Genomic DNA, 23,280 nt, shown 5'->3' on the forward strand with positions numbered 1-23,280 from the left:
AATCGAATTACCTATCAATGCGCCTCCAACCAATTCTCGCCAACGCCCACTTCCACCTCTAAGGGTACCGCTAGGGTATAGGCATGTTCCATTTCGGTCTTGATGAGTTTTTTCATTTCCTCCAGTTCAGGTTTGTAGCAATCGAATACCAATTCATCGTGTACCTGCAGCAACATCTTGGTCTTGTATTTTCCTTCGGAAAGTTTGTTATGGATGTTGATCATCGCAATTTTGATGATGTCCGCCGCACTTCCCTGAATGGGGGCGTTCACCGCGTTGCGTTCCGCGGCCCCGCGCACCACCTGGTTGCCCGCGTTGATGTCCTTTAAATACCTTCTACGGCCCAAAACCGTTTGTACATACCCATGCTCGCGGGCAAAATCAATCTGCTCACTGATGTAATTGCGCAACTTTGGATAAGTTTTGTAATAGGTGTCGATCAAGTCCTTGGCCTCGGTACGGCTCAAATCCGTTTGGTTGCTCAACCCAAAGGCAGACACCCCGTAAATGATCCCGAAGTTCACCGTTTTGGCATTGCTACGCTGTTCGCGGGTCACTTGGTCAATCGGCACATTGAACACTTTGGATGCTGTGGACGCATGGATGTCCTCCCCATTTTTAAAGGCGGAGATCATGGTGTCCTCTTCGCTCAAGGCCGCAATAATGCGCAATTCTATCTGGGAGTAATCCGCAGAAAGCAACAGGTAGTTTTCATCCCGTGGGATAAAGGCCTTGCGTACCTGTCTTCCCCGTTCCGTCCGGATGGGAATGTTCTGCAGGTTGGGGTTGTTACTGCTTAAACGGCCCGTGGCGGCCACGGTTTGCATATAGTCCGTGTGCACCCTACCACTGTGTTTTTGCACTTCGTTCGGAAGCGCATCCACATAGGTGCTCTTCAATTTGCTGAGTCCGCGGTAGTCCAACACATTTTGAATGATCTCATGGTCCTTGGCCAGATAGGAAAGCACATCCTCTGCCGTGGAATATTGACCTGTTTTCGTCTTTTTGGGTTTGTCAACCAGCTTTAATTTTTCAAAAAGGATATCGCCCAACTGCTTGGGGGATGCAATGTTGAATTCCTCACCGGCCAGTTCGTATATTTTTTTCTCCAACTGCAGGATATCGGTATCCAATTGTTTGGACAGGTCTTTCAGATAGGTTTCATCCAGATTGATGCCTTCCCGTTCCATATCCGCCAAAACCCGAAGCAAGGGCACTTCAATGTCCGTGAACAATTTATCGGTTTCGGTTTCCTTCAGTTCGGGTGCAAAATGTTGCGCCAACTGAAAAGTGACATCGGCATCCTCTACAGCATATTCGGTCTGTTTGTCCAACGGCACCTGACGCATGTTCAATTGGTTTTTGCCCTTTTTACCGATGAGTTCGGTGATAGAAATAGGGGTATAATTGAGATAGGTTTCCGAAAGCACATCCATATTGTGGCGCATATCGGGGTTGATGAGGTAATGGGCCAACATGGTATCGAACAGTTTGCCCTTGACCTCCACACCGTAGTTCAGCATCACTTTGATGTCGTATTTCAGGTTCTGGCCAATTTTCTCGATGGTTTCCGATTCGAAGAAAGGTCGCAACTTTTCAATCAAGGGCATGGCATCGTTTTTCCCTTCGGGAAAAGGCACGTAAAACCCTTTGCCAGCTGCCCAACTGAAGGCAATGCCCACCAATTCCGCTTCCAATGGATTGATGGAAGTGGTTTCCGTATCAAAACAAACGGAAGATTGCTTCATCAGGTTTTGCAAAAAGAGTTCCATGGCCATACCCCCTTGCACGGATTGGTAGAAGTGGGGCACATCGGCAATGGTTTTTCGGCTGTTCACATCCTTGATGGTGGCCGCAGCCTCCGAGGGGTCGCCTCCAAAAAGGGTGAACTGTCCGCTACCCGCTACCTTGGCTTCTTGTTTTGCCGTTTCGGCACTGGTTACTGGGGTACTGGGTTCCACTTCCCCTGAGAACAATTTGAGGAACTGCTCCTTCAAGCGTCGGAATTCGAGTTCTTCAAATATTTTTTGTACTTCTTCGGCATCAGGCGGACACATTTCGTAATCCTCGGCATGGAATTGCACGTCGCAATCCGTTTTGATCTCGGCCAATTTTCGGGACAGCCTGCCCAATTCGGCATTTTCCTCTATTTTCTCCTTCATTTTCCCTGAAAGCTTGTCGGTATTGCTCAACAGCCCTTCCAAGGAACCAAAATCTTCCAAGAATTTTTTGGCGGTCTTGTCGCCCACACCGGGTAACCCGGGAATGTTATCACTGGCATCACCCATCATTCCCAAGTAATCGATGACCTGTTCCGGACGTTGTACACCAAAACGCTTTTGCACTTCGGGGATGCCCCAAATCTCGATGCCGTTGCCCATTCTAGCAGGGCGGTACATGAAGATATTTTCACTCACCAACTGGCCAAAATCCTTGTCGGGGGTCACCATAAATACTTTGTATCCCTCTTGTTCGGCCTGTTTGGCCAAGGTGCCGATGAGGTCGTCCGCTTCATACCCGGGCAGTTCCACCACGGGAATCTTCATGGCCTTTAAAATTTGTTGGATATAGGGTACGGCAATCCGGATGGCGTCCGGGGTTTCATCCCGATTGGCCTTGTAGTCCTCAAAAAGCTCGGTGCGTTCCACACTGCCTCCTTTATCGAAGGCCACGGCCAAATGGTCGGGTTGTTCACGCTTGATCACATCCAAAAGGGAGTTCATAAACCCCATGATGGCGGACGTATCCATTCCCTTGGAATTGATCCTTGGGTTTTTGATCAGGGCGTAATATCCACGGAAAATTAAAGCGTAGGCGTCAAGTAAAAAGAGTCGTTTTTGTTCGGACATGTTATTCTAGTATCAATGTTCAATAAACAATTAGCAATGTTCAATTAGCAAAAAATGGTGGGGGATTAAAAGTACGAATTGCGGTTTAAAAGCTATCAGATGTCAGATATAAGATTTCAGAATCAAGAAACAAAGGTCAAGAATCAAGAGACAAGATTCAGGAGTCAAGTATCAATACCTCTTGATTCTTGTATCTAAAAGCGAAGCGCTCCAATATCTAATAAGCGTAGCGGTCTAGCATCTAACTGTAAAAACTCTTCACTTCCCTATTTACATGGCCACTCTCACTGTATTCGCGATAGGTAAACCCGGGATGTACACAATACCCGCCTGTTTCCCCATTTTTGTTGATGGCCAAGAATCCAATCTGGAAATCTTTTCGGCCTTCGTTTTTCTTCATGATACGTTTTACACCTTCCTCACAGGCTTCCTGTGGACTTTTACCCTGGCGCATCAGTTCCACGATCAAAAAGCTGCCCACGGTGCGGATGACTTCCTCGCCCACACCTGTTGCTGTGGCACCGCCTACTTCGTTGTCCACGTACAACCCTGCCCCAATGATGGGGGAATCGCCCACACGGCCACCGACTTTGTAGGCCATACCACTGGTGGTACAGGCCCCGGATAGGTCACCGTTGGCATCAATGGCCAACATCCCAATGGTGTCGTGGTTTTCTATGTTGATGGTGGTCTCGTATTTGGAAGTCTTCAACCACTCTTCGTATTGTTTTCGGGTGCTTTCGGTCATCAGGTCTTCTTTTTTGAAGCCCTGCTCATAAGCAAATTTCTCGGCACCTTTTCCTGCCAAAATAATGTGTGGGGTTTCTTCCATCACCTTTCTGGCCACGGAAACGGGGTGCACTATATTCTGCAAATACACCACAGAACCACAATTACCATCCTTGTCCATGATGCAGGCATCGAGGGTCACATTGCCGTCACGATCGGGTCGGCCGCCCTTGCCCACGGTCTCGTTGGTCTCATCGGCCTCTTCCACCATCACGCCTTGTTCCACGGCATCCAAAGAGGTTCCGCCCGATTTCAGCACTTCCCAAGCCTTATCGGTGGCATTTAAAAAGTTCCAGGTACAGACCACGATAGGTTTTATCGGATTGACAGGATTGGTCGCCATAGCAGCTTCTTCTGGTTTGTTTTCGGTTCTACAGGCGGCCACGGCCGAGGCAGAAACCAATCCAGCAGCGGTTAGGCTGGAATTTTTCAGAAATTTGCGTCGTTTCATGCAGGGGATGTTTATTTTTAAGGTGGTTAAATATAGCAATATGCTCGTAGAAGTTTGTGCCAATTTGCTGGAATCCGCTATAAATGCCCAAGAGGCCGGAGCGGAGCGGATTGAGCTTTGCTCCGAACTTGGGGTGGGGGGCATCACCCCGTCTGTGGGACTGATCCGTTTGGTCAAGGAACGGTTGTCCATTCCCGTGCATGTTTTGTTACGCCCACGAAGCGGACATTTTACCTATTCCGATACTGAGTTCGAGGTGATGAAGTCCGATATTTTAGCTTGTAAGGAACTAGGGGTGGATGGTATTGTTTCTGGAATTTTGAAGGAAGATTTTTCGGTGGATGTGGAACGGACCAAGGCCTTGGTGGAACTTTCCAAACCGATGCATTTTACGTTTCACCGCGCTTTTGATTGGGTGGCCCAACCCATGGAAAGTTTGAAAGCTTTGGAGGAAATGGGTGTGGATACGGTTTTGACCTCAGGGCAATTCCCTTCTGCGGAACAGGGGCTTTACCTTCTGGAAGCATGGCAAAAACAAACCAGTATGACCATTATGGCCGGGGGAGGAGTGTCTCCCGACAACGCTGTATTGTTCAAAAAAATAGGGCTGCGGGCCGTGCATTGTTCGGGGACCTCCTTTGGAAACAGTATTGAACTACAGGGAAAAATCAGTATGAATTCCCCCAAGCATTTGGTGGAGAATGCCTTTGCGTCCACCAATGTGGAAACTGTCCGAAGGATACTCCAAGCCGTTAAATAATACTAAAAAGCCCTAGATTCTAGTTGATTACCCATAATTTTGCAAAAAAAATTGTATGTCTCGATTTGTAATCCTTGCTGTCCTTTATGTGGTGTTAGCCGCGTATGGGTTTCAGGCGTTCCGGACCTTGTTCAAAAGTCCGTTGATGCACTGGGCCTATATTGTGTTGTTTTTGGCAGCCCTCATTTTTCTGACCATTAAGGTAATCGCCTATGTGCCAGGGGATGGTTTTAAAGGTTCGGCGGCGGTGGCTGGTGGCATCTTTGCCGCCTTCTTTTTGCTGGCCTTGGTGTTGGGATTTTTCCTTTTGTTGGAAGACATTGTTCGTTTGGTTGGATTCGGGTACAACAAAATTGCTGGGATGTCCAATGCTGATGCAAGTCATTTCCCTTCCCGAAGAAAATTCATCAGTGGATTGGCCCTTGGGTTGGCCTCGTTGCCATTCGGCGCCATGTTGTATGGCATGTACCGCGGTAAATACAACTATCAGGTGTTGAAATATGAATTGGAGTTCGATGACCTTCCCGATGCTTTCCACAATTATCAGATCACCCAGATTTCCGATGTGCATAGCGGTAGTTTTGATGATTACAACAAAGTGGCCTATGGTGTGGATCTGATCAATGAACAGAAAAGTGATGTGATTTTCTTCACAGGTGACATTGTGAACAACCGATCGGAAGAACTTGAACCCTGGAAAGAGGTTTTTGCCCGATTGGATGCCAGGGATGGGGTATTTTCCATTTTGGGCAACCATGATTATGGGGATTATGCCTCTTGGGATACCGAAGAAGCCAAGGCGAAGAATCTTGAAGACCTCAAAGCTATGCAGAAGGATATGGGCTTTGACCTCATCTTGAACTCCAACCGTTATTTGGAAAAGGATGGCCAAAAAATTGCCTTGCTAGGGGTTGAAAACTGGGGCCGCGGAGGCTTCAAAAAAGCGGGTGACCTGCAAAAGGCGAAAGAGGGCATTGCCCATGACGACTTTAAAATATTGTTGAGCCATGATCCCTCCCATTGGGAAGATGTGGTGCTCGATGATGACTACCATTTCCATTTGACCTTGAGCGGACACACCCATGGGATGCAGTTTGGTGTGGAAATCCCAGGTTGGGTAAAATGGAGTCCTGCCAAATGGCGCTACAAATACTGGGCCGGCATTTATAGCGAATTCAACCAATTCATCAACGTGAACCGTGGTTTTGGTTTTATCGGTTATCCGGGACGATTTGGCATTTGGCCCGAAATCTCTGTGATCACCCTTAAGAAAAAAGGCTTGATATGATATTTGAGAAAAGCTAAACTTTAACTTTTAGCTTTCTATTTTCAATCAAAATCTCATAAGACTCCATTGCGTTGGACCATAATATATTTCCATTTTTCCCTTTGGGAAAATCTTCATCGTAGCAATCTGACCAAATTATTTTTCCATTTTTCTTTAAAATCGTTGCGTTTTCTGGCTGCCCCCATATGTCCAAAAGTATATACTTTTGATAGGAATATCCATTAGTTCCTTCAAAGCTGACATCAAAATCAACACTATGTCTTTCAGGGATAAAAATTAGTTTCGATATCTTATCCGGAAATTCTATCCGTCTATTAGGATAAATTATCGGATAAAGGCTGTCATAAATTTTACTAGCATCTTTAGCCATTTTAGGGTCAATTTGTTTCTTTTTATTAGATGCATGCGTTAATTCCCAAAATTTAATATTATCGTAAATTTGTATACGAAAATTAACAAGTGGATAATCGCCTGAATGGGTTAAGGTTAAAAAGTAAATCCTTTTATTTTCGAATGATGTTTGACCTGAATGAAAATAAACAAAGCTGTCACCACCAGTTAAGTAATTTTTAATATCTAATTGTTTTTCAATTAATTCTTTTGCAAGTGTGTTGGAATTTTTCAATTCCCTCTCAATTAAAGAAACCTCGTCTATGATTTTACTTGATTTAAGGGTAGACTGGTCTAATTCTTTATCGATATCACCCAAATTTTTAATAATATCTTCCGTCAGGGTCTTGATATTTCCTAGATTTTTTTCCGAATCCTCATCTTTTGTGAAATTTTCATAAGCTTCATAAAATGTGAAACCAAAAAAGAAAATGAAAACAAATGCCGAAATGTATTTTACCTGTTTTTTCTTTTTCTTCCAATCATTAAATAATTGGAGACCAAGAATGACTAATCCAAGTAGTAAGTAAACAATTGAACCGAAGGGCATTGTAATGTTTTTATCTGAAAGATACATGAATTAAAAGAAAGTATTCTATCACTCTTTTCAGATATACACATGTTATTAGGTTATCAATGGTATTTTATGTTAACCTTGATTTATTTTATTAAAATGATTTTGAATCCAATCCGAAATCTCTGTGATTACCCTTAAGAAAAAAGGCTTGGCTTAACTTCTATACTATTCCAGCAATGGAAGCTGCAACGGCTATTTGAGCCAATTGAAGACATCTTGCATAAAATCTTGACATTGATAGTCGTCAACCCCTTGCCAACTGGTCATGTACAATGATGCCATGGCTTCGCCCAGGACAACCAATTTGCCGCCTTTCATGGTTTTTGTATAGGTCGCAAAAGGATATGCCTTATCCAGTTCATCCCCATAACAGAATGGGGTCCCACCCAATACTTTTCTGGCTTCGTGATAGGAAATCTTTAAGGGTTTGTCGGTAATCTCACTTTTAACGGTATGTCCTCCGGGCAGTTTGTCGGGTATGGCATCCCCATATTGGATTCCGTACGGGGCGATGATGTCGTTCACGTTGGTGTCATTCAGGGAAGACCAGTAATCACTATCCATGACGAGGAACAAGCCTCCACCTCCATCAATAAACCGATGGATGGCCCTTACCTCGTTTTCCGTATATTTTTTCTTCGGGATATGGATGAACAGGATGTCCGTGTTCGCAAGAAGGTCGTCACTGAGTTCGCCGTAGGCATAATCGACCTGTGCATGGACGTTATTGGCCGTCTTCATCAATTCTTCGGACATCATATAGACCCTACCGATTTTTTCATTTTCCATGCTCATGGATTTTGGGTCGTTCCAGAACACTGGGTTATGTCCTACGTCCATCAAAATATGGGTAAGGGAATTCATTTTGTTTTCTTTTATGGAGATGTTCTTGAACCAGCCTTCGCTGCTTTCCCCAACCCATAGACCAATTTTTCCATGGCCACTCAGATTGATCTGTTCCACAACAAGCGATGGTGTCATGGAATGGTTCACATACACCTTCACTTCTGGGTAGTTGATGTTAAGGGTAACATGAAACCAATCATTAGGCTGCGGAGCAGGAGAGATGGTGTTCTCGTATTTTCCAGGATACTCTTCCCGTAATTTTTTCCAATCCAAATGAGGCATGGCAATGTATTGCATCATATGGTCCTGTTTTTCGGGATCATTAAAATTGAAGGGTCTAAAATAGACGGCATCAAAGATGGAATCGTTTTTTCCGTTGAACGCCAAGCCAACAAAACTGGCACCTGTCTTGTCCTTTCCTTTAATATCGAGTTCAATGGTCCCGTTATGGAAATCGGAACCCTTCAACCATAGAACTCCATCACCGGGACGATCATCCAAATGGATGACACCCATGTCAAAGGAGACGTCTCGGTTCTGTACTTCCCAGCTATCGGGATTGGTCAGTTTCTTGTTCGATTGCCCCATCATAGTAAAGGACAGAAGTAACATAATTGCCCATGTAGGGCTAAAAGAAAATTGCTTCATTTTGTTTTCTGATTTGATTCAATACCAAAACTACGGTCCGTAAAAATCACGAAGGGTAGCAAAAGCGGTTTAATCCTCGGTCAAAAGTCGGTCATGAGTTAATTTCCTTATCATTTTCAGCTTTTATTGATATCTTGACTTGTCAAATGGCGAACATCGAAAATGACCATATTGCCCTATGTAAGCAAATGCTGGAAGAGAAGTTTTCTTTCGGCAACGGGCACGGTTATACCCAAAAGGATCTGGAGCAACTTTCTTCCTATATTGAGGAACATACGGGGTACTATATCAGTCTTTCCACCTTAAAACGGGTATGGAAAGGAGGGTACAAGACCCAACCCCAGTTGGCAACTTTGAACGCGCTTGTACAGGTGCTGGGATACAAAAACTGGCAAGACTTCAAGCTTCAACATAAAAAACCGATTGCTACGGAGGACAAGAACCCGCCCAGGAGCAAAACGCCACTTTATGTAGCTGCGGGAATTGTGGTGGTCCTAGTAGTGGTTTTGGCATTTTCCTTTGGAAAAAGTGGGACCAGTAACGTAAAGATTGATGGTCCCGTTACGTTTACTGCCAATAAAACGGTGGACAAAGGTGTTCCGAACACCTTTATCTTCAACTATGATCTGAGCCATGTACAGGCCGATAGCTTTTTTATCCAACAGTCCTGGAATGCTTTTCGACGCGAAAGAATAGATCCGAAGAAATCCGTTTACACGTCCATTTATTATGAAAGTGGTTACCACAGGGCCAAATTGATTGCCAATGGAGACGTAATTGCCACCCAACCGGTACATATCATCAGTGACGGTTGGGAGCCACACGTATATTATACAGAGGCGGATGACCGTTACATTGATTTTAAAGGGGAATCCTTTATAGCGGATAGTATGTTGCACTTGCCTATGGAGCTGCTTAAAAAAAGGGGCGTGGATACATCCCGCCATTTCATGTCCCGAATTTCACATAGTGATGAGTATGGGGTTTCCTCCGATAACTTTACCTTTCGGACGAGGTTGAGATCAGACCATGCCCTAGATTCCAATTGTCCTTGGATGAATGTGATCCTTGTCACCACAGAGAATATTTTCTCGGTAGGGATGGTCGGAAAAGGATGTGAGACCGGTGCCAGTTATAAGTTGGGCGAAATTTATAGATCAGGGAAGGATAACAACCTCTCCAAATTGGGGGCTGATCTTTATGAGTGGAACGATTTGGAAATACGGGTCAAGGATAAAAAAGCTACCATTTTTATAAATGGAGAGGAAGCCTACAACGAACTTTTTAAAGAAGATTTGGGCAATATCATGGGGCTTGGCTACATTTTCGAGGGAACAGGTTCCATTCAATACGTTCAACTTTCCAATGGGGACCACGAGATTACTTTTGAGGATGATTTTGATCAATAGCAAGGAAGACCAAGTTTAAAGACAGATTATTTGAAATAATAAAAAGCCCCTTAAAAAGGGGCTTTTTCTCTAGAATTATGGAACCACGCTACCAAGCCAAATCGTAGGTGTTCCCACTGCCCATGGTTAGTATTGCAGTCTGGTTTCCGGTGAATACCAAGGTGCCGGAATAATCATAAGTATTACCATTGGAAGCTTTGCCCACAAAGCTGGCGTAAACTGTTCCTGAGACCACATTATAGTTGGCCTTCAAGATGGTAAGATCCGTGGTGGTAAACTCAATGGTACTGGTAAAGGCATTTTCGTTGTGTACAAAGGATTCTTGTGAACCTGCCATGGTGAATGTTTCATTTACCACATAGCTGGATTGCGCATCGTCTAAGTCCTGGATATTGATGCTTGCACTGGTGTTGGCCTCTGAAGAGATCCTTGGACCATCATAGCTGGAGGTTCCGGTAAGATCAAAATCGGCCGCAGAAGGAATAATCCCTGTGCCGCAGTCAATGATCCAGCTCCAAACCAAGCTGGCACTGTAAGTAATGCTTCCTGACTGCCCGGCAATGTTGTAGGAGGAACCATATTCCACACCACACTCGTAATCTTCGGCTTTATTGGAAGCAGAATTGTCTTCTTCCAAAGTGTAAATGGCCTGATTGGTCTGTTCCACCATACCACCAGATTCCGGGGATACGGCCATGGCCATGGCTTCAGCGGCCTCCTCTTCGGTGATGGCGGTTTCGGTGCCATCATTGGAGTCGTCATCCTTGCTACAAGATGCTACTGAAAGTGCCAAAATGGCTAAGCCAAGCATCATTAGGTTGCTTCTTTTCATTGTTGTTTTGGGTAAGATTAGATGTTTCATGATTTTTAAAGGTTTAAGATTAATTTTCTTTTTCTTTTTTTGGCTAAACTACTCCTATGTCAAGGGTCAAAGGGGTAGAAAAAAGGCGAACCTGCCAATTCTAGGGGTGAGCCTGTTGTTATCCCTTGTAGTCCATTTTTCCTTTGAAATAATCCACGAACCCCTTGAAGACCAACACAAAGGGATTGTTACTGATAAAGCCCGTGGTTACCCCATAAGTGGGTTTTATGGTTTCGGGTTGATAGGTGCCGAACCATCGATCCCACATCATAAACACACCTCCAAAGTTTTTGTCGATATATTGCTCATTAGATCCGTGGTGTACCCGATGTGCAGACGGAGTGGCCAGCAGACCTTCAATAAAACCCAACTTGCCCACGGCTTCGGTATGGAGAAAAAACTGATAGAGCAGGTTGAGCCCAAAGGAAGCCGCAATAAACTCAAACGGCAGGCCAATAAGTATGAGAGGAGCTACCACAAAAGGGGTGAGCAGGGCACTGAGCCAATTCAATCTATAGGACACGGTAAGGTTCATGAACAGACTGGAATGGTGCACTAAATGGAATGCCCACAACAATTTTATTTTGTGCGATAACCGATGGTACCAATAGTATACAAAGTCCACGGCCACGAAGCTGATCAGGAAGACCAAAGGGGTGCTCTTAAAATGGAACAATGTAAACTGGGATAGGTATCCCATGATGGCATATTGAAATCCAAAAAAGAGGACTTTCGATAATTGAAACCCTAAGAAAATGGCCAAATTGGCCAGAGTATCCCTTATGTCGTATGCTTTTTTATCCTTTCTCCAATTCCAGATAATCTCCAAAATTACCAAACCCAGCAAAATCAAAAAAATGGCTCCTCCCTGTTCAATACGTGTATCGTTTTGCATAACCTTGTTTTTTTGGTGAAGTTGGCGCAAAATGAAAAGAAGAGTAGAGGGGGAACGGGTGAGGCTGAAAAAAATAGGGTTGAAATTCCCCAGACTTGATCATGGGATTTCAGGAATGCAAATGCTACATGAGAGTGATCATTGCGTTATAAAAGCTATAATAGAATATTTTTATTCATCCAGCCAATTTTTGAACTCTGGAGCCTTGGCTTTGCTTACGATGATCTTCTCGTGGGGTTTGGGTTCCACATTGATGATCAATCTTCCGTTGAAATAAAAGTCAATATCCTTTACCGCCCAACGTTGCACAATAAACTGGCGATTGGCCCTATAAAATCGTTTTGGGGATATTTCTGTCATGATTTTATCTAAAGTAGAGTCGATGATATATTTTTTGCCATCCGAAGTGTGGGCATAGACTACTTCCTGTTCGGTAAAGAACCAATGGATCTTGTCCACAGGCAAGGGGATCAATTTATTTTGATAATGCACCAAGTATGCCTCCCGATAGGACTTGTTCTCATTCGTTTGAAGGTAGTTCAACAATTCTTGGATCTTATCATTGCCGGGCAATTTATGACCTCTGGTTTCCCTGAATTTTTCGAGGGCATTGGCCACTTCTACCCTTTCAAAGGGTTTTAAGATGTAATCCAATCCGTTTACTTTAAAGGCCTCCAATGCGTAATGATCATAGGCGGTAATGAATATGATAGGAACTGAGGGTTTTATAGTCTTGAAGATGTCGAACGAGAGTCCGTCTGTTAACCGAATGTCCATAAAAAGTACATCGCAGGCATCCATATTTTCCTGCAACCATGCAACTGAACTCTTTACACTGTCCATTTTGTTCAGCACCTGAATCTCTGGTTCCAGTTCTTTAAGGGTGAACTCCAAATTTCTGGCAATGACCGGTTCGTCTTCAATTATGGCAATGTTTATTGGCATTTGGTCAGAGGTTTAAAGGTAATTTTATGGAAAAATGGGCTTCGGTCTTTACAATTTCTATGGATTGGCCCATCAAAATTTGATAGCGTTCGTTCAAGTTCAACAAGCCAATTCCCGTGGATGGTTCTTTGTACACGGCTTCATTCAGGTTGTTCCTAAAAAACAGGGCCCCATTTTCCTGATAAATATCGATACGCAGGGGAATCTCTTTGGAAACATAATTGTGCTTTACCGCATTTTCCAACAAAGGTTGCAAGGACATGTGGGGCAATCGGATGTCTTGGGTCCTCGGGACATCAATATGCACCTGAAGGGCTTCCTCGAACCTCATTTTCAACAATTGGATGTTGGAGTCCAACAGTTCCAGCTCTTTGTCCAGACCAATGAGTTGCTCTTGGTGGTTGCCAAGGGAATATCGGAACACCTTGGAAAGGTGGGTTATATAGTCTTGGGCCTTTTGGGGATTCTCCCTGACCAAAGCCGAAAGACTGCTCAAGGCATTGAACAAAAAATGGGGGTTGATCTGGGCCTTTAGATTTTTGATCTCCGCGTCAAAATAGACGGTTTTCAAATGCTCATTCTCCTGTTCCTTCCGTTTTTGAATCCGATTTAGCAGCACAATCTTGACCAAAATGGCGATCAATCCCAAACTGGTGATCAATCTAAAAAAGTACCCCAAACGAAAGAGCCTTACATTGGTCACGTTCTGGAAAAACAACTTTTGAGAGGCGGAACCAATGGCCAAAAGCACAGCGAAAAATACGGCGTTGGAAAGCAGGTTCTTCACTAGGTGTTTGTTGCCCTTCTCCCCATTCCAATTGAGCCAGGCCAAATTCAAGTAGCCAAAGAAAGTGCAGAAACCGAATTGGAATAGGGTCTGGTAGACCAACTCAGGCGCGTTGAACACCCAAGGAAGGCCAATGTTCCTTGCTTCACCCGGCAATAGCACGAACAGTCTGTGGACGTTCAAGGCAATGGCCACCAAAACAGAGGTCAACAACAATACCCTTTTTTCGGTCTTGATCATTTTCATTTTTTAAAAGTACAAAGGCTTCCCCAATCCACAACGGTTGACCGGGAAAGCCTGGGATTAGGAATGAAAAAGTTGCTCTTTATGATTTGTTCTTTTGCTTGAAACGATCTTTGAGGGCGCTTCGGTTTTCCTTCTGGAGTTCCTTAAAAGCTTCAAATTCGTCTTTGCTCAAAATTGCTTTCACTTCTTCGTTTTTACTGTCTTGGATCGCTTTTAGCTCTTTGAACTTTGACATTCTGGAACCTTCGCTTTCTTGGGCGGCCTTGATCTTTTCATAGTACTTGTCACTGATTTCGATGAAGGCTTCTTTCTTTTCACCGGTCAGCTGTAGGGTCTCGATTTGCTTTTCCAAGATTTGGGTGTATTGCTCGTCTTCCTGTGAAAATCCAAGGGCGAACGAGAACATCATCATTGCAAAAAGAATTTTTTTCATGGTGAGATTTTTAAGTTTGAAGCAATGTTAGTTCTTGACTTGCATTCAGGGTTGGGGAAATAAGATGAAACGGAAGAAAGGAAGGGTAAAGCTTTCTTGATTTGGGACGAACCTTGAACCCAATCAATCTTGCAGACAAAACCTCAACAATTTTTATAATGAAGGTTTAACGTGAATTTAACTAAGGGCAATACCGTAAAGCGATTACTTGATGTTAAACTTTAACATTTTTTCTTACTTTTGACTACAAACCTATAGAATACATGTCCAAGTTTGGTGAACTCATAGATTTAAAGGTCCCTGTTTTGTTGGACTTTTATGCAGAATGGAACGAGCAATCCACTTCCATGCACCCCGTGTTGCGCGATGTAGCCGCGGCATTGGGAGACAAGGGAAAAGTCATAAAAATTGATGTGGACAAAAACAAGGAGCTTTCCCAGGCCCTACGCATTAAGGGCCTTCCCACGCTCATGATCTACAAGAAAGGTGAGATGGTCTGGCGGCAGAGCGGCGAACAGGACGCCAACACCTTGATAGGCATCTTAAACGAATACATATAATAAAAAAAGCGAGGTTTTTACCTCGCTTTTTTTATGCTATTGTTGCGGAACTACTGAATCGGTTACATGTTCCATAGTATCCAAAGGAATAGAGTCTTCCAAATCGGGATCGGAAGGTAGCTGTTCCTCCAACAATTCTTCTTCGCCATCATTCACAAATTGGGAGAACTTGTCGATATACTCATTGAAGATCACCGTTTCAGATTCGGCCAATTCTCTGTCCTGGTTATCAATAAGGATGTCAATGTTCCTTCGGTAAGCTTGCATATCGGCCAAGATATCGTCAATCTTTTTGTATTGCTCATCCAGCGGAATGTTGGCATAGTATTCCAAATGTTCTTGATAGATTTTTTTCAATTTGCCATATAATGCCCTGGCCTTTTCGGTTTCTCCTACTTTGTAGTATCCATCTACAAAAGGTTCTACAAAGGCATAGAAATAAAAGTCCTCCACAGGCATATTGGTCATGGCAATATCGATAACGTCCTTGGCCTTGTCAATTTTGTTCTCTTCGATCAAGGTTTCCATCAACCTGGCCAAATTGCTTCGGAACGAAAGTCCTTGGGAACGGGTCTGCGGGTCGTGGTAGATTTTATCACTTCCGGAATTGCCCCAATCCCAATCCTTCACAATATCATACATCAGGTCAGAATCAATTCGTCCCATTTCAAACGAATTCCTGTTAGGGGTCTTGATGGGAACCAGTTTGTACACTAGGCCATCCAACTGTAGGTAGTCCTTCATCCAAATGTATTCCGAGCTGTCAAAACTTCCTCCGGAGAAATAAATGGGTCGTTTCCAATCGTTGTTGGCGATGACATCCAACATTAAGATCCTGTTCTTTGGCAAAGCACTTTGCGGTAGGTCAATGTCAATATAATCCAAAATGAGGGCAGAATCTTTCTCTTTGACCAGACCGCTTTCAATTACATTCTTTTTGTTCACTGGAATACGGATCTTGTTGGTGGGGTAGTACACAATATCTAAAGTACTTTCAGGATATTGGTTCACATCCATGCCCCGTTTTTCCAACACAAACCCGAATTTGGTCTCGGGATTGTCACTACCGATCCAATTCATAAAATCTTGGATGGACCATCTGCTTTCGGAAACCGGTTTATTGAAAACGTCATCTGCCTTGGTGTGATATACAGCATCACGGGTTCCGTATCGGTACTTGTCATGCGTTAATTGAGACGGTATCGGGTCGCTTTCGTAAGCCTTGCGTTTCATTTGGTCTATGTACCAATCCGTGGCGAACAGACTGGTGTTCACAATGCGGACATCGGTCCTGTAGTTTTCAATTTCCTGGGCATACCACAGTGGGAAGGTATCGTTGTCCCCAATGGTGAACAAGATGGCCCCGGCATCTTCTTGGCAAGAATCCAAATAGGCCTTGGCCGTGGAAGGAGCCGTAAACTTTCCGGAACGGTCATGATCGTCCCAGTTTTGGAATCCCATTAAAATGGGAACGCCCAAAAGGCATAAGGTTGTGATTGCCGGTGCCGCAATCTTGGCCGGGATCAGTTTTTTGAACTCTTCATACAATCCATATACCCCAAGACCGATCCAAATGCAGAATACATAAAAGGATCCCACCAAGGAATAATCCCTTTCACGGGGTTGGAAGATATAGGGATTGGTGTAGAATTGAATGGCCAATCCCGTGAACATAAAGAACACGAAAAGTGCCCAAAACTGTTTGGGGTTCTTCGAAATTTGAAAAACGATGCCCAAGATGCCCAAAATTAAGGGTAGGAAGAAATAGGTGTTGCGCCCTTTGTTGTTTTCCCAATCGCTCGGAAGGTTCTTTTGGCTGCCCAATCGTAAGCTATCAATAAAACCTACACCACTGAGCCAGTTTCCGTTTTCATCGTATTTGCCTTGTATGTCGTTCTGTTTGCCCACAAAGTTCCACATGAAATAGCGCATGTACATATAACCAAATTGGAAATCGAACATGTATTGGATGTTCTGCCACAAGGTTGGCGGCTCTACTTCAATATACTCCCCGAATTCACGTAAAAAGCGGATGTATTGTTCCGAATCCAGCTCGCCTTTGACATAGGCTGACTTGAACTGGTTAACTGCGTCCCTAAGATCGTTGTTGGAAATGTATTCCGATTTGATTCTAAAATTGAGTACGCCAAAGTACTTCATATAATTTTCGGCATGTTGGTCGCTCCACATCCTGGGCAAAAGGCCCACATGCTTTGGATTGGGCCCAGGAACTGCTTTCTCATAGTGGTTTACAATGACGTATTTGCCCAGTTTCAGGTCTTTTTCGTATTTGGGACTGTCGTCCCTTTCCTCTCCAGAAGGGGCAAAGGCATCGGAATAATAGGCACCATAAATTGGGCTGTCTACCCCAGGGTATTGTTCCCGGTTGTAGTAGGCCAAAAGGGCACGGGCATCGGCAGGGTTGTTCTCATTTACCACGGTCTGGGCGTTGGCCCTAATGGGCAACATCAGCCAAGAGGAAAAACCAAGGATAAGGAACATCAAGCACATGATGATCAGGTTGCCCATGTAAAACTTGTGCTTTCGGGTATATTTCAATCCAAAATAAAAGGCGGCTACAAAGAGCAAGCCCATAATGATAGATCCCGAATTAAAGGGAAGTCCAATTTCGTTGATGAAGAACACTTCGCTCCAACCGAAAAGTTTCAGCACATAGGTAAGCGAAAATTTATAGACCAAGATCAGGATGACCACTACGGCCACATTCGCCAAAAGGAAATTCTTGACGGTTGTGGTCTTATATCTTTTAAAATAATAGAGGAGGCCAACGGTAGGAATGGCCAAAAAGCCCATAAATTGGATACCGAAGGTCAATCCCACCAAAAAACTGATGAGCAAAAGCCAACGGTTGCCTCTGGGGTCGTCCAAATCATCAACCCATTTCAATCCCAACCAAAGCAAAAGGGCCATAATTAAACTAGCCATGGCATATACCTCGGTTTCTACGGCGTTGAACCAAAAGCTATCGGAAAATGTAAAGGCCAAAGCGCCCACGAGCCCACTTCCCAATACGGCAATGGCCTTGCTGTTGGACAAAGGTTTATCGGAATTGACAAGTTTTTGTGCAAGGTTGGTGATGGACCAAAAGGTAAACAATACAGCAAAGGCACTGGATACGATAGAGACTGCATTCACCATAAGGGCAATCTTGGTCTCGTCCCCAAACGCAAAAATGGAGAAAAAAGCACCGATCATCTGAAGGAGGGGAGCCCCTGGCGGGTGTCCTACTTGTAGCTTGGCGGCGGTGGAAATATATTCCCCGGCATCCCAAAAACTTCCTGTGGGTTCAACGGTCAGGGCATAAACGGCAAAGGCGATTGCGAAGGAAATCCACCCGACGATGGTATCCCATTTTTTGAAGTCTTTTGCAAACATAAGAGTTGGTTGTTAACCGAGTTGGGGCGAATTTAGTAAATATAGCAGAGAAGGTCGGTCATTTTTCAAAAACCTTTAACATCCAACGGAGATAAAATTAGCATGTATTCTTGTCAAAATATTTGCTGATACCAAAGTTTGTTCTAAATTTGCACGCTCAAATGCTGAAACAATTTCGGCTTTGATGTGGTACTGGCCTATGGTGTAATTGGCAACACTACTGATTTTGGTTCAGTCATTCTAGGTTCGAGTCCTAGTAGGCCAACAAAAAACCTCCCTTTCGCGAGATTGGGAGGTTTTTTATTTTCCAATATTTCGGATCAATGTTTGTTATTCGAATTTTTATCCAAGAAGGAAGCCAAAATCCCTATTAACAGGGATAGTCCAATAAACCCTAGGGATAACCATTCTGGAAACGTGTAGTGATGGGCCAAAATGAGTTTGACTCCCACAAAACTCAGGATAGCCACCAAACTGTATTTAAGGTGTTGGAACCTATTGAGCATGTTCGCCAAGAAAAAGTACATGGACCGTAGGCCCAGAATGGCAAAAATGTTGGAACTGAAGACCAAAAATGGGTCGGAAGTAATGGCCAAAATGGCAGGAACGCTATCCAGGGCGAACAAAATATCGGTGAACTCAATAACTACCAAAGCGATAAAAAGAGGGGTAGCTGCTGTTATATGCTTTATCTTGATAAAGAATTTTTGCCCCTGCATGTGCGAGGTGATGGGCATTACCTTTCGTAGGTTCCTGTATATAAAAGATTTCTTCGGATTAAAGGGTTTTTCCTTGGAAACGACCATTCTTATTGCGGTAAAAATCAGAAAGGCACCAAAAACATAGGTGGTAAAGCTGAATTTTTTGATCAAGGCAACCCCGAAGAAAATCATAAGGGCCCTAAAGACGATGGCACCCAAAATGCCCCAAAACAAGACCCTGTGTTGGTATTTCTGTGGAATTTTAAAAGAGCCGAAAATTACGGCGATCACAAAAATATTGTCAATACTGAGGGAAAGTTCGATGAGGTAACCCGTAAGGTATTTCATGCTGGCCTCCGTAGGTTGGAGGGCATCGGGATTGTCTATATTGCCGGAACTGTACAGCCAATGCACCACAAAAGAGAACAAAAGGGAAAGGGTGACCCAAATAGTGGTCCACATCGAGGCTTCTTTCACACTGATGACATGGGCATTTTTATTAAAAACCCCCAAATCGAGAGCTAAAAAGGAAAGTATTCCCAACAGGAAGATTATCCAGACCATCATACTTGAACTGTATCGCGACTGCGAAAATACCAAACCGTAATGGCTTTGATGAATTTCGCATCCAAATTTTCATTTTAATTAACAATGAATTCTTCGGGCAAAAATGGCATTTTGCTTTTGTATATTAAATTGTATTGCTTTTACGGTCGGTTTGGAAAAAATAAGGTCATGGGTTCTAACCTTCCCTCCAATTCAACAGCGGCTATGAATTGAAATGGAATGCCGTCAATTTGCTGAAGGGCCTCTTTCAGTTGACCTGAAAGGAGCAATTCTTCACCATAGGTTTTACAGAGTTTCTGTATTCGGGAAGTTACGTTTAAAACATCCCCGGTAAAAAAGATATCCTTTTTAAGTGCACCGATTTCACCAGTTGTCACTGGCCCCACGTGCATGCCCGCCCGAAAGGAGGGGACCACACCATATTTTTTTTCAAAATACCCCGACTTTTTATTCAAACGAGACTTCATTCCATAAAAGCATTGGATACAATTTTGACGTGAAACCCCATCTTCTTTTTTCCACGAAATCACGATTTCATCACCAACGTATTGGTATACCTCGCCTCTGTATTGGATAATGGCATCCGAAAGTTGGTTATAATAATCCCTCAAAAATTGAAAATAGGTTTGGTGCCCCAGTTGTTCGGCCAGGGAAGTGGAAGATTTCATGTCCAGAAACATGAAAATGCGATTTTCCGCTTTAGGGTGATGATATTTTCCCAGGAAAAAGTTGAGCAGCACTTCATGACCTAGGTGTTCACTGATACCCGAATACAACAAGGAAACAAAAATGCTGAAAGAAAGGGATACCATGGTGCTCAAAAAGGTGGAACTCACCATGTAAAGTGAAAATTTTCCCCAAACCCCACTGTCCAAAATAGAGGTGCCCATCTCTATACTGGCCGCCAGTGGAAAAGTAATGCAATTGATGACCAGCATGAACAATAGGTAAAACCCCATTTTATAAAGGATCTTACGGCCAAAACTTTTCGATTTAAACTGCTTTCCCAACCAAAGTACTTCTACGGTTCCCATAGCAATTCCTACCATGAAAACCGCAAAGGAGGCAAATAGAAAAATGGCCCAGTCCACTGTAATATCCGTTTCGGGGCGTTTGTTCTCGTAATCCGTGGCCATGGACTCGATCAATAGAATGAACCAACTCAAAACCAGCCAGATGATTCCGAAGGGCAGTATGCGTTTAAGGTAGTACTTGGTTTTGGGATTCCCGAAGTTGATCATGGCATAAAGGTAACAGGATTTTGTAATGGACAAAGCCCTTATCGAACCAATGGTACATGAGCATATAAACATGAAGATAGAATTTAAAAGACTTAATGAGGTCAATCCCGATGATTTGCTCCTATTGATGAACCATGAATTGGTACGAAGACAAATGCCACTGTTTGAAGGGGATTTTACCAAGGGGGATGTTGAAAAATTTGTAATCGCCAAGGAACAATTGTGGACCAACTTTGGGTATGGCCCTTGGGCCTTTTATGTTGATGATGAATTTGTGGGTTGGGGTGGACTGCAACCGGAAAGTGGGGAAGCTGATTTGGCCATGGTGCTACATCCCGATTATTGGGGCATGGGCAAATCCATTTATACCAAGATCATTGAGCAAGCTTTTAATGAAATGGGACTCGACTCCATCACCATTTTGCTGCCCCGATCCCGCACTAAGGTCCAAGGGCTTTTCAGGTTGGGGTTCCGGGAAGAAGGAGAAGTACAAATTCAAGGTGCGCCATTCATTAGGTATCGATTGTCTAGATTGAATTTTTGACCTATATCAATTTAGCAAATTAAAAACCGTTCCACAGGGGATTAATCTGTACATTAGGCAGGTATTTACCATTAGAACTACTTTGAAATCAGATAGTTCTGTTATGGTGATTACATGCACAAACAGATTAAACAAACGACACGAACAATGGCGCAGATCAATTATGAACAGGAGTTCAAAAGATCCATAAAGGATCCGGAAAATTTCTGGATGGATCAAGCTTCGCAGATCAGTTGGTTTCAAAAACCAACGCGGGCAATCAGTAAGGAAGCCAATGGGTTTTACCAATGGTTCAAAGGAGGAAAATTGAATACCTCTTATTTAGCCCTTGATGCCCATATCGAAAATGGTCGGGGAGACGACATTGCACTGATTTACGATTCTCCGGTTACGCAATCGATTGCGAAACACACCTATCTGGAATTGAGGGACATGGTAAGTCGATTGGCTGGCGGGATGCAGCGCTTGGGGGTCGAAAAGGGGGACACCGTCATCATTTATATGCCCATGATTCCACAGGCGGTGGTATCCATGTTGGCCTGCGCAAGGCTTGGGGCGATACACTCAGTGGTATTCGGTGGTTTTGCCCCGCATGAGTTGGCTATCAGGATAGACGATGCCAAACCGAAACTCATTATTACGGCGACTTCAGGGATAGAGGTGAATCGCATCATTCCCTACAAGCCCATGGTGGATGAAGCCATAAAAACGGCAACCCATTCCCCGGAACACGTCATTGTCTTCAACCGAAAACTGGGAGCGATTCGCCCCGATGGGGAGAACGATATTGATTATGCCACGTTGATGAAAATCGCGGATCCTGTTCGTTGGACCGAAGTGGACGCCACCGATCCCTTGTACATTTTGTATACTTCTGGAACAACAGGCAAACCTAAGGGAATCATTCGTGACAATGGAGGGCATGCCGTGGCCATGCACTACAGTATGAAACATGTTTACGGGGTCAACCCAAGAGAAGTATTTTGGGCGGCCAGCGACGTGGGATGGGTCGTGGGACACAGTTACATTGTGTACGCCCCCCTGATCTATGGCTGTACTACGGTGCTTTTTGAAGGGAAACCTGTTCGAACCCCCGATGCCTCTACTTTTTGGCGGGTAATCAACGATCATGATGTAAATGTGATGTTCACAGCACCCACGGCCATACGTGCCATTAAAAAAGAAGACCCGAATGGGGAATTCATCAAACAGTTTAAAATGTGCAATCTAAGGTATCTCTTTTTGGCCGGGGAACGTTGCGATGCAAGCACATTGGAGTGGGCTGGGGAAAAATTGAACGTGCCCGTAATCGACCATTGGTGGCAAACCGAATCTGGATGGCCCATCGTTGCCAATATGATGGGATTTGAAAATCATTTTGAGGTAAAGCCTGGATCGGCAACCAAACCGGTTTGTGGATACGATGTACAGATTCTTCGGGAAGATGGTACCCAAGCCCAACCAAGGGAAGAAGGCTATGTGGCGGTGAAATTGCCATTGCCCCCAGGAACCTTGCCCAATCTTTGGGGAGATACGGAGCGATTTGTAAAGGGGTACCTGCAAAGATTTGAAGGCTATTATTTTTCTGGTGATGGTGGCTATATAGATGAGGAGGGATATGTGTTCATCACCGGAAGGGTAGATGACATCATCAATGTGGCCGGTCACCGTTTATCTACTGCGGAAATGGAAGAAGTGGTGGCCAAGCACCCCGATGTGGCCGAATGTTGTGTGGTGGGAATAGAGGATGACTTAAAAGGACAGGTACCTCTAGCGCTTGCAGTACTCAAGGCTGGTTCGGAGATTGAACATTTTCAATTACAGTCGGAAGTGGTGAATGATGTCCGCAAGGCAATTGGTCCTGTGGCCGCACTAAAAAAGGTGCTGGTTGTGGAACGCTTGCCAAAGACTCGATCTGGAAAAATACTCAGAAAAATAATTCGGGCCATTGCCGATGGCAAGGAGTACAATGTACCTTCAACCATTGATGATCCAGAAATTCTTTCAGAAATCCAAAACCTGTTTGAAGGTCAAATGGTTGGCGTTTTTGAGAAAAAGTAAAGAACAAAAAAGGGAGCTGCTTTAGCTCCCTTTTT

The 23,280-nt window shown here is 44.0% G+C and carries 18 protein-coding genes and 1 tRNA gene; 7 read left to right on the plus strand and 12 right to left on the minus strand.

Annotated elements, in window-relative coordinates:
- Positions 1-14 precede the first annotated feature (14 nt).
- Positions 15-2,849, minus strand: coding sequence for a DNA polymerase I (gene polA, locus GTK07_RS07930; protein WP_163634749.1), 2,835 nt, complete (start codon positions 2,847-2,849; stop codon positions 15-17).
- Between the two features lie 241 nt (positions 2,850-3,090).
- Positions 3,091-4,089, minus strand: a complete 999-nt coding sequence (locus tag GTK07_RS07935) for an isoaspartyl peptidase/L-asparaginase family protein (protein ID WP_163634750.1) — start codon at positions 4,087-4,089, stop codon at positions 3,091-3,093.
- Between the two features lie 40 nt (positions 4,090-4,129).
- Between GTK07_RS07935 and GTK07_RS07940 the strand changes: the two genes are divergently transcribed.
- Together GTK07_RS07940 and GTK07_RS07945 are read left to right on the plus strand one after the other, a co-directional pair.
- The gene (locus GTK07_RS07940; protein WP_163634751.1) at positions 4,130-4,849 is read left to right on the plus strand and encodes a copper homeostasis protein CutC; all 720 of its coding nucleotides are present in this window, start codon (positions 4,130-4,132) and stop codon (positions 4,847-4,849) included.
- Positions 4,850-4,904: 55 nt separating this feature from the next.
- Positions 4,905-6,137, plus strand: a complete 1,233-nt coding sequence (locus GTK07_RS07945; RefSeq protein WP_163634752.1) for a metallophosphoesterase — start codon at positions 4,905-4,907, stop codon at positions 6,135-6,137.
- 13 nt (positions 6,138-6,150) lie between these two features.
- Here the strand turns inward: GTK07_RS07945 and GTK07_RS07950 are convergent, their stop codons facing one another.
- Together GTK07_RS07950 and GTK07_RS07955 are read right to left on the minus strand one after the other, a co-directional pair.
- A complete protein-coding gene (locus GTK07_RS07950) occupies positions 6,151-7,077 on the minus strand; it encodes a hypothetical protein (RefSeq protein ID WP_163634753.1) in 927 nt (308 codons plus the stop codon).
- A gap of 219 nt (positions 7,078-7,296) precedes the next feature.
- Positions 7,297-8,598 (minus strand): 3-keto-alpha-glucoside-1,2-lyase-like domain-containing protein, encoded by a 1,302-nt coding sequence (locus GTK07_RS07955; protein ID WP_163634754.1) that lies wholly within the window; start codon positions 8,596-8,598, stop codon positions 7,297-7,299.
- 146 nt (positions 8,599-8,744) lie between these two features.
- Here GTK07_RS07955 and GTK07_RS07960 point away from each other — a divergent pair, with 146 nt between their 5' ends.
- The gene (locus GTK07_RS07960) at positions 8,745-10,007 is read left to right on the plus strand and encodes a LamG domain-containing protein (RefSeq protein ID WP_163634755.1); all 1,263 of its coding nucleotides are present in this window, start codon (positions 8,745-8,747) and stop codon (positions 10,005-10,007) included.
- Positions 10,008-10,095: 88 nt separating this feature from the next.
- On the opposite strand, the gene GTK07_RS07965 is transcribed toward GTK07_RS07960, so the two are convergent.
- From GTK07_RS07965 to GTK07_RS07985, 5 genes are all read right to left on the minus strand, one after another.
- Positions 10,096-10,839 (minus strand): hypothetical protein, encoded by a 744-nt coding sequence (locus GTK07_RS07965; protein WP_163634756.1) that lies wholly within the window; start codon positions 10,837-10,839, stop codon positions 10,096-10,098.
- A 148-nt stretch (positions 10,840-10,987) separates the two neighbouring features.
- A complete protein-coding gene (locus GTK07_RS07970) occupies positions 10,988-11,764 on the minus strand; it encodes a sterol desaturase family protein (protein WP_163634757.1) in 777 nt (258 codons plus the stop codon).
- A 171-nt stretch (positions 11,765-11,935) separates the two neighbouring features.
- The gene (locus GTK07_RS07975) at positions 11,936-12,709 is read right to left on the minus strand and encodes a LytR/AlgR family response regulator transcription factor (RefSeq protein ID WP_163634758.1); all 774 of its coding nucleotides are present in this window, start codon (positions 12,707-12,709) and stop codon (positions 11,936-11,938) included.
- 4 nt (positions 12,710-12,713) lie between these two features.
- Positions 12,714-13,736, minus strand: a complete 1,023-nt coding sequence (locus tag GTK07_RS07980; protein WP_163634759.1) for a sensor histidine kinase — start codon at positions 13,734-13,736, stop codon at positions 12,714-12,716.
- Positions 13,737-13,821: 85 nt separating this feature from the next.
- Positions 13,822-14,175, minus strand: coding sequence for a hypothetical protein (locus GTK07_RS07985; RefSeq protein WP_163634760.1), 354 nt, complete (start codon positions 14,173-14,175; stop codon positions 13,822-13,824).
- A 263-nt stretch (positions 14,176-14,438) separates the two neighbouring features.
- Between GTK07_RS07985 and GTK07_RS07990 the strand changes: the two genes are divergently transcribed.
- On the plus strand, positions 14,439-14,735 hold the full coding sequence (locus tag GTK07_RS07990; protein WP_036382448.1) for a thioredoxin family protein: 297 nt from the start codon (positions 14,439-14,441) through the stop codon (positions 14,733-14,735).
- A gap of 36 nt (positions 14,736-14,771) precedes the next feature.
- Here GTK07_RS07990 and GTK07_RS07995 read toward each other — a convergent pair whose 3' ends face one another.
- Positions 14,772-18,131: a glycosyltransferase family 117 protein gene (locus GTK07_RS07995; protein ID WP_163634761.1), complete on the minus strand. Its 3,360-nt coding sequence runs from the start codon at positions 18,129-18,131 to the stop codon at positions 14,772-14,774.
- A 193-nt stretch (positions 18,132-18,324) separates the two neighbouring features.
- Here GTK07_RS07995 and GTK07_RS08000 point away from each other — a divergent pair.
- A tRNA-Gln gene (locus GTK07_RS08000) sits at positions 18,325-18,396 on the plus strand.
- 55 nt (positions 18,397-18,451) lie between these two features.
- On the opposite strand, the gene GTK07_RS08005 is transcribed toward GTK07_RS08000, so the two are convergent.
- A complete protein-coding gene (locus GTK07_RS08005; RefSeq protein ID WP_163634762.1) occupies positions 18,452-19,399 on the minus strand; it encodes a TerC family protein in 948 nt (315 codons plus the stop codon).
- A 140-nt stretch (positions 19,400-19,539) separates the two neighbouring features.
- Complete coding sequence (locus GTK07_RS08010; protein WP_163634763.1) at positions 19,540-20,712, minus strand: adenylate/guanylate cyclase domain-containing protein; 1,173 nt, start codon at positions 20,710-20,712, stop codon at positions 19,540-19,542.
- Between GTK07_RS08010 and GTK07_RS08015 the strand changes: the two genes are divergently transcribed.
- A complete protein-coding gene (locus GTK07_RS08015) occupies positions 20,711-21,184 on the plus strand; it encodes a GNAT family N-acetyltransferase (RefSeq protein WP_163634764.1) in 474 nt (157 codons plus the stop codon). The two genes, GTK07_RS08010 and GTK07_RS08015, sit on opposite strands and share 2 nt — an antisense overlap.
- Before the next feature lie 114 nt (positions 21,185-21,298).
- On the plus strand, positions 21,299-23,245 hold the full coding sequence (locus GTK07_RS08020) for a propionyl-CoA synthetase (RefSeq protein WP_163634765.1): 1,947 nt from the start codon (positions 21,299-21,301) through the stop codon (positions 23,243-23,245).
- The last annotated feature ends 35 nt before the right edge of the window (positions 23,246-23,280 follow it).

Origin of the sequence: Flagellimonas sediminis (genome assembly GCF_010500845.1) — a bacterium.
Taxonomy (GTDB): domain Bacteria; phylum Bacteroidota; class Bacteroidia; order Flavobacteriales; family Flavobacteriaceae; genus Flagellimonas; species Flagellimonas sediminis.

Excerpts from the sequence above, each read along its gene's own strand:
- polA (WP_163634749.1), bottom strand. The coding sequence starts at position 2,849 with ATGTCCGAACAAAAACGACTCTTTTTACTTGACGCCTACGCTTTAATT.
- GTK07_RS07935 (WP_163634750.1), bottom strand. The coding sequence starts at position 4,089 with ATGAAACGACGCAAATTTCTGAAAAATTCCAGCCTAACCGCTGCTGGA.
- GTK07_RS07940 (WP_163634751.1), top strand. The coding sequence starts at position 4,130 with ATGCTCGTAGAAGTTTGTGCCAATTTGCTGGAATCCGCTATAAATGCC.
- GTK07_RS07945 (WP_163634752.1), top strand. The coding sequence starts at position 4,905 with ATGTCTCGATTTGTAATCCTTGCTGTCCTTTATGTGGTGTTAGCCGCG.
- GTK07_RS07950 (WP_163634753.1), bottom strand. The coding sequence starts at position 7,077 with ATGCCCTTCGGTTCAATTGTTTACTTACTACTTGGATTAGTCATTCTT.
- GTK07_RS07955 (WP_163634754.1), bottom strand. The coding sequence starts at position 8,598 with ATGAAGCAATTTTCTTTTAGCCCTACATGGGCAATTATGTTACTTCTG.
- GTK07_RS07960 (WP_163634755.1), top strand. The coding sequence starts at position 8,745 with ATGGCGAACATCGAAAATGACCATATTGCCCTATGTAAGCAAATGCTG.
- GTK07_RS07965 (WP_163634756.1), bottom strand. The coding sequence starts at position 10,839 with ATGAAAAGAAGCAACCTAATGATGCTTGGCTTAGCCATTTTGGCACTT.
- GTK07_RS07970 (WP_163634757.1), bottom strand. The coding sequence starts at position 11,764 with ATGCAAAACGATACACGTATTGAACAGGGAGGAGCCATTTTTTTGATT.
- GTK07_RS07975 (WP_163634758.1), bottom strand. The coding sequence starts at position 12,709 with ATGCCAATAAACATTGCCATAATTGAAGACGAACCGGTCATTGCCAGA.
- GTK07_RS07980 (WP_163634759.1), bottom strand. The coding sequence starts at position 13,736 with ATGATCAAGACCGAAAAAAGGGTATTGTTGTTGACCTCTGTTTTGGTG.
- GTK07_RS07985 (WP_163634760.1), bottom strand. The coding sequence starts at position 14,175 with ATGAAAAAAATTCTTTTTGCAATGATGATGTTCTCGTTCGCCCTTGGA.
- GTK07_RS07990 (WP_036382448.1), top strand. The coding sequence starts at position 14,439 with ATGTCCAAGTTTGGTGAACTCATAGATTTAAAGGTCCCTGTTTTGTTG.
- GTK07_RS07995 (WP_163634761.1), bottom strand. The coding sequence starts at position 18,131 with ATGTTTGCAAAAGACTTCAAAAAATGGGATACCATCGTCGGGTGGATT.
- GTK07_RS08005 (WP_163634762.1), bottom strand. The coding sequence starts at position 19,399 with ATGATGGTCTGGATAATCTTCCTGTTGGGAATACTTTCCTTTTTAGCT.
- GTK07_RS08015 (WP_163634764.1), top strand. The coding sequence starts at position 20,711 with ATGAAGATAGAATTTAAAAGACTTAATGAGGTCAATCCCGATGATTTG.
- GTK07_RS08010 (WP_163634763.1), bottom strand. The coding sequence starts at position 20,712 with ATGTTTATATGCTCATGTACCATTGGTTCGATAAGGGCTTTGTCCATT.
- GTK07_RS08020 (WP_163634765.1), top strand. The coding sequence starts at position 21,299 with ATGCACAAACAGATTAAACAAACGACACGAACAATGGCGCAGATCAAT.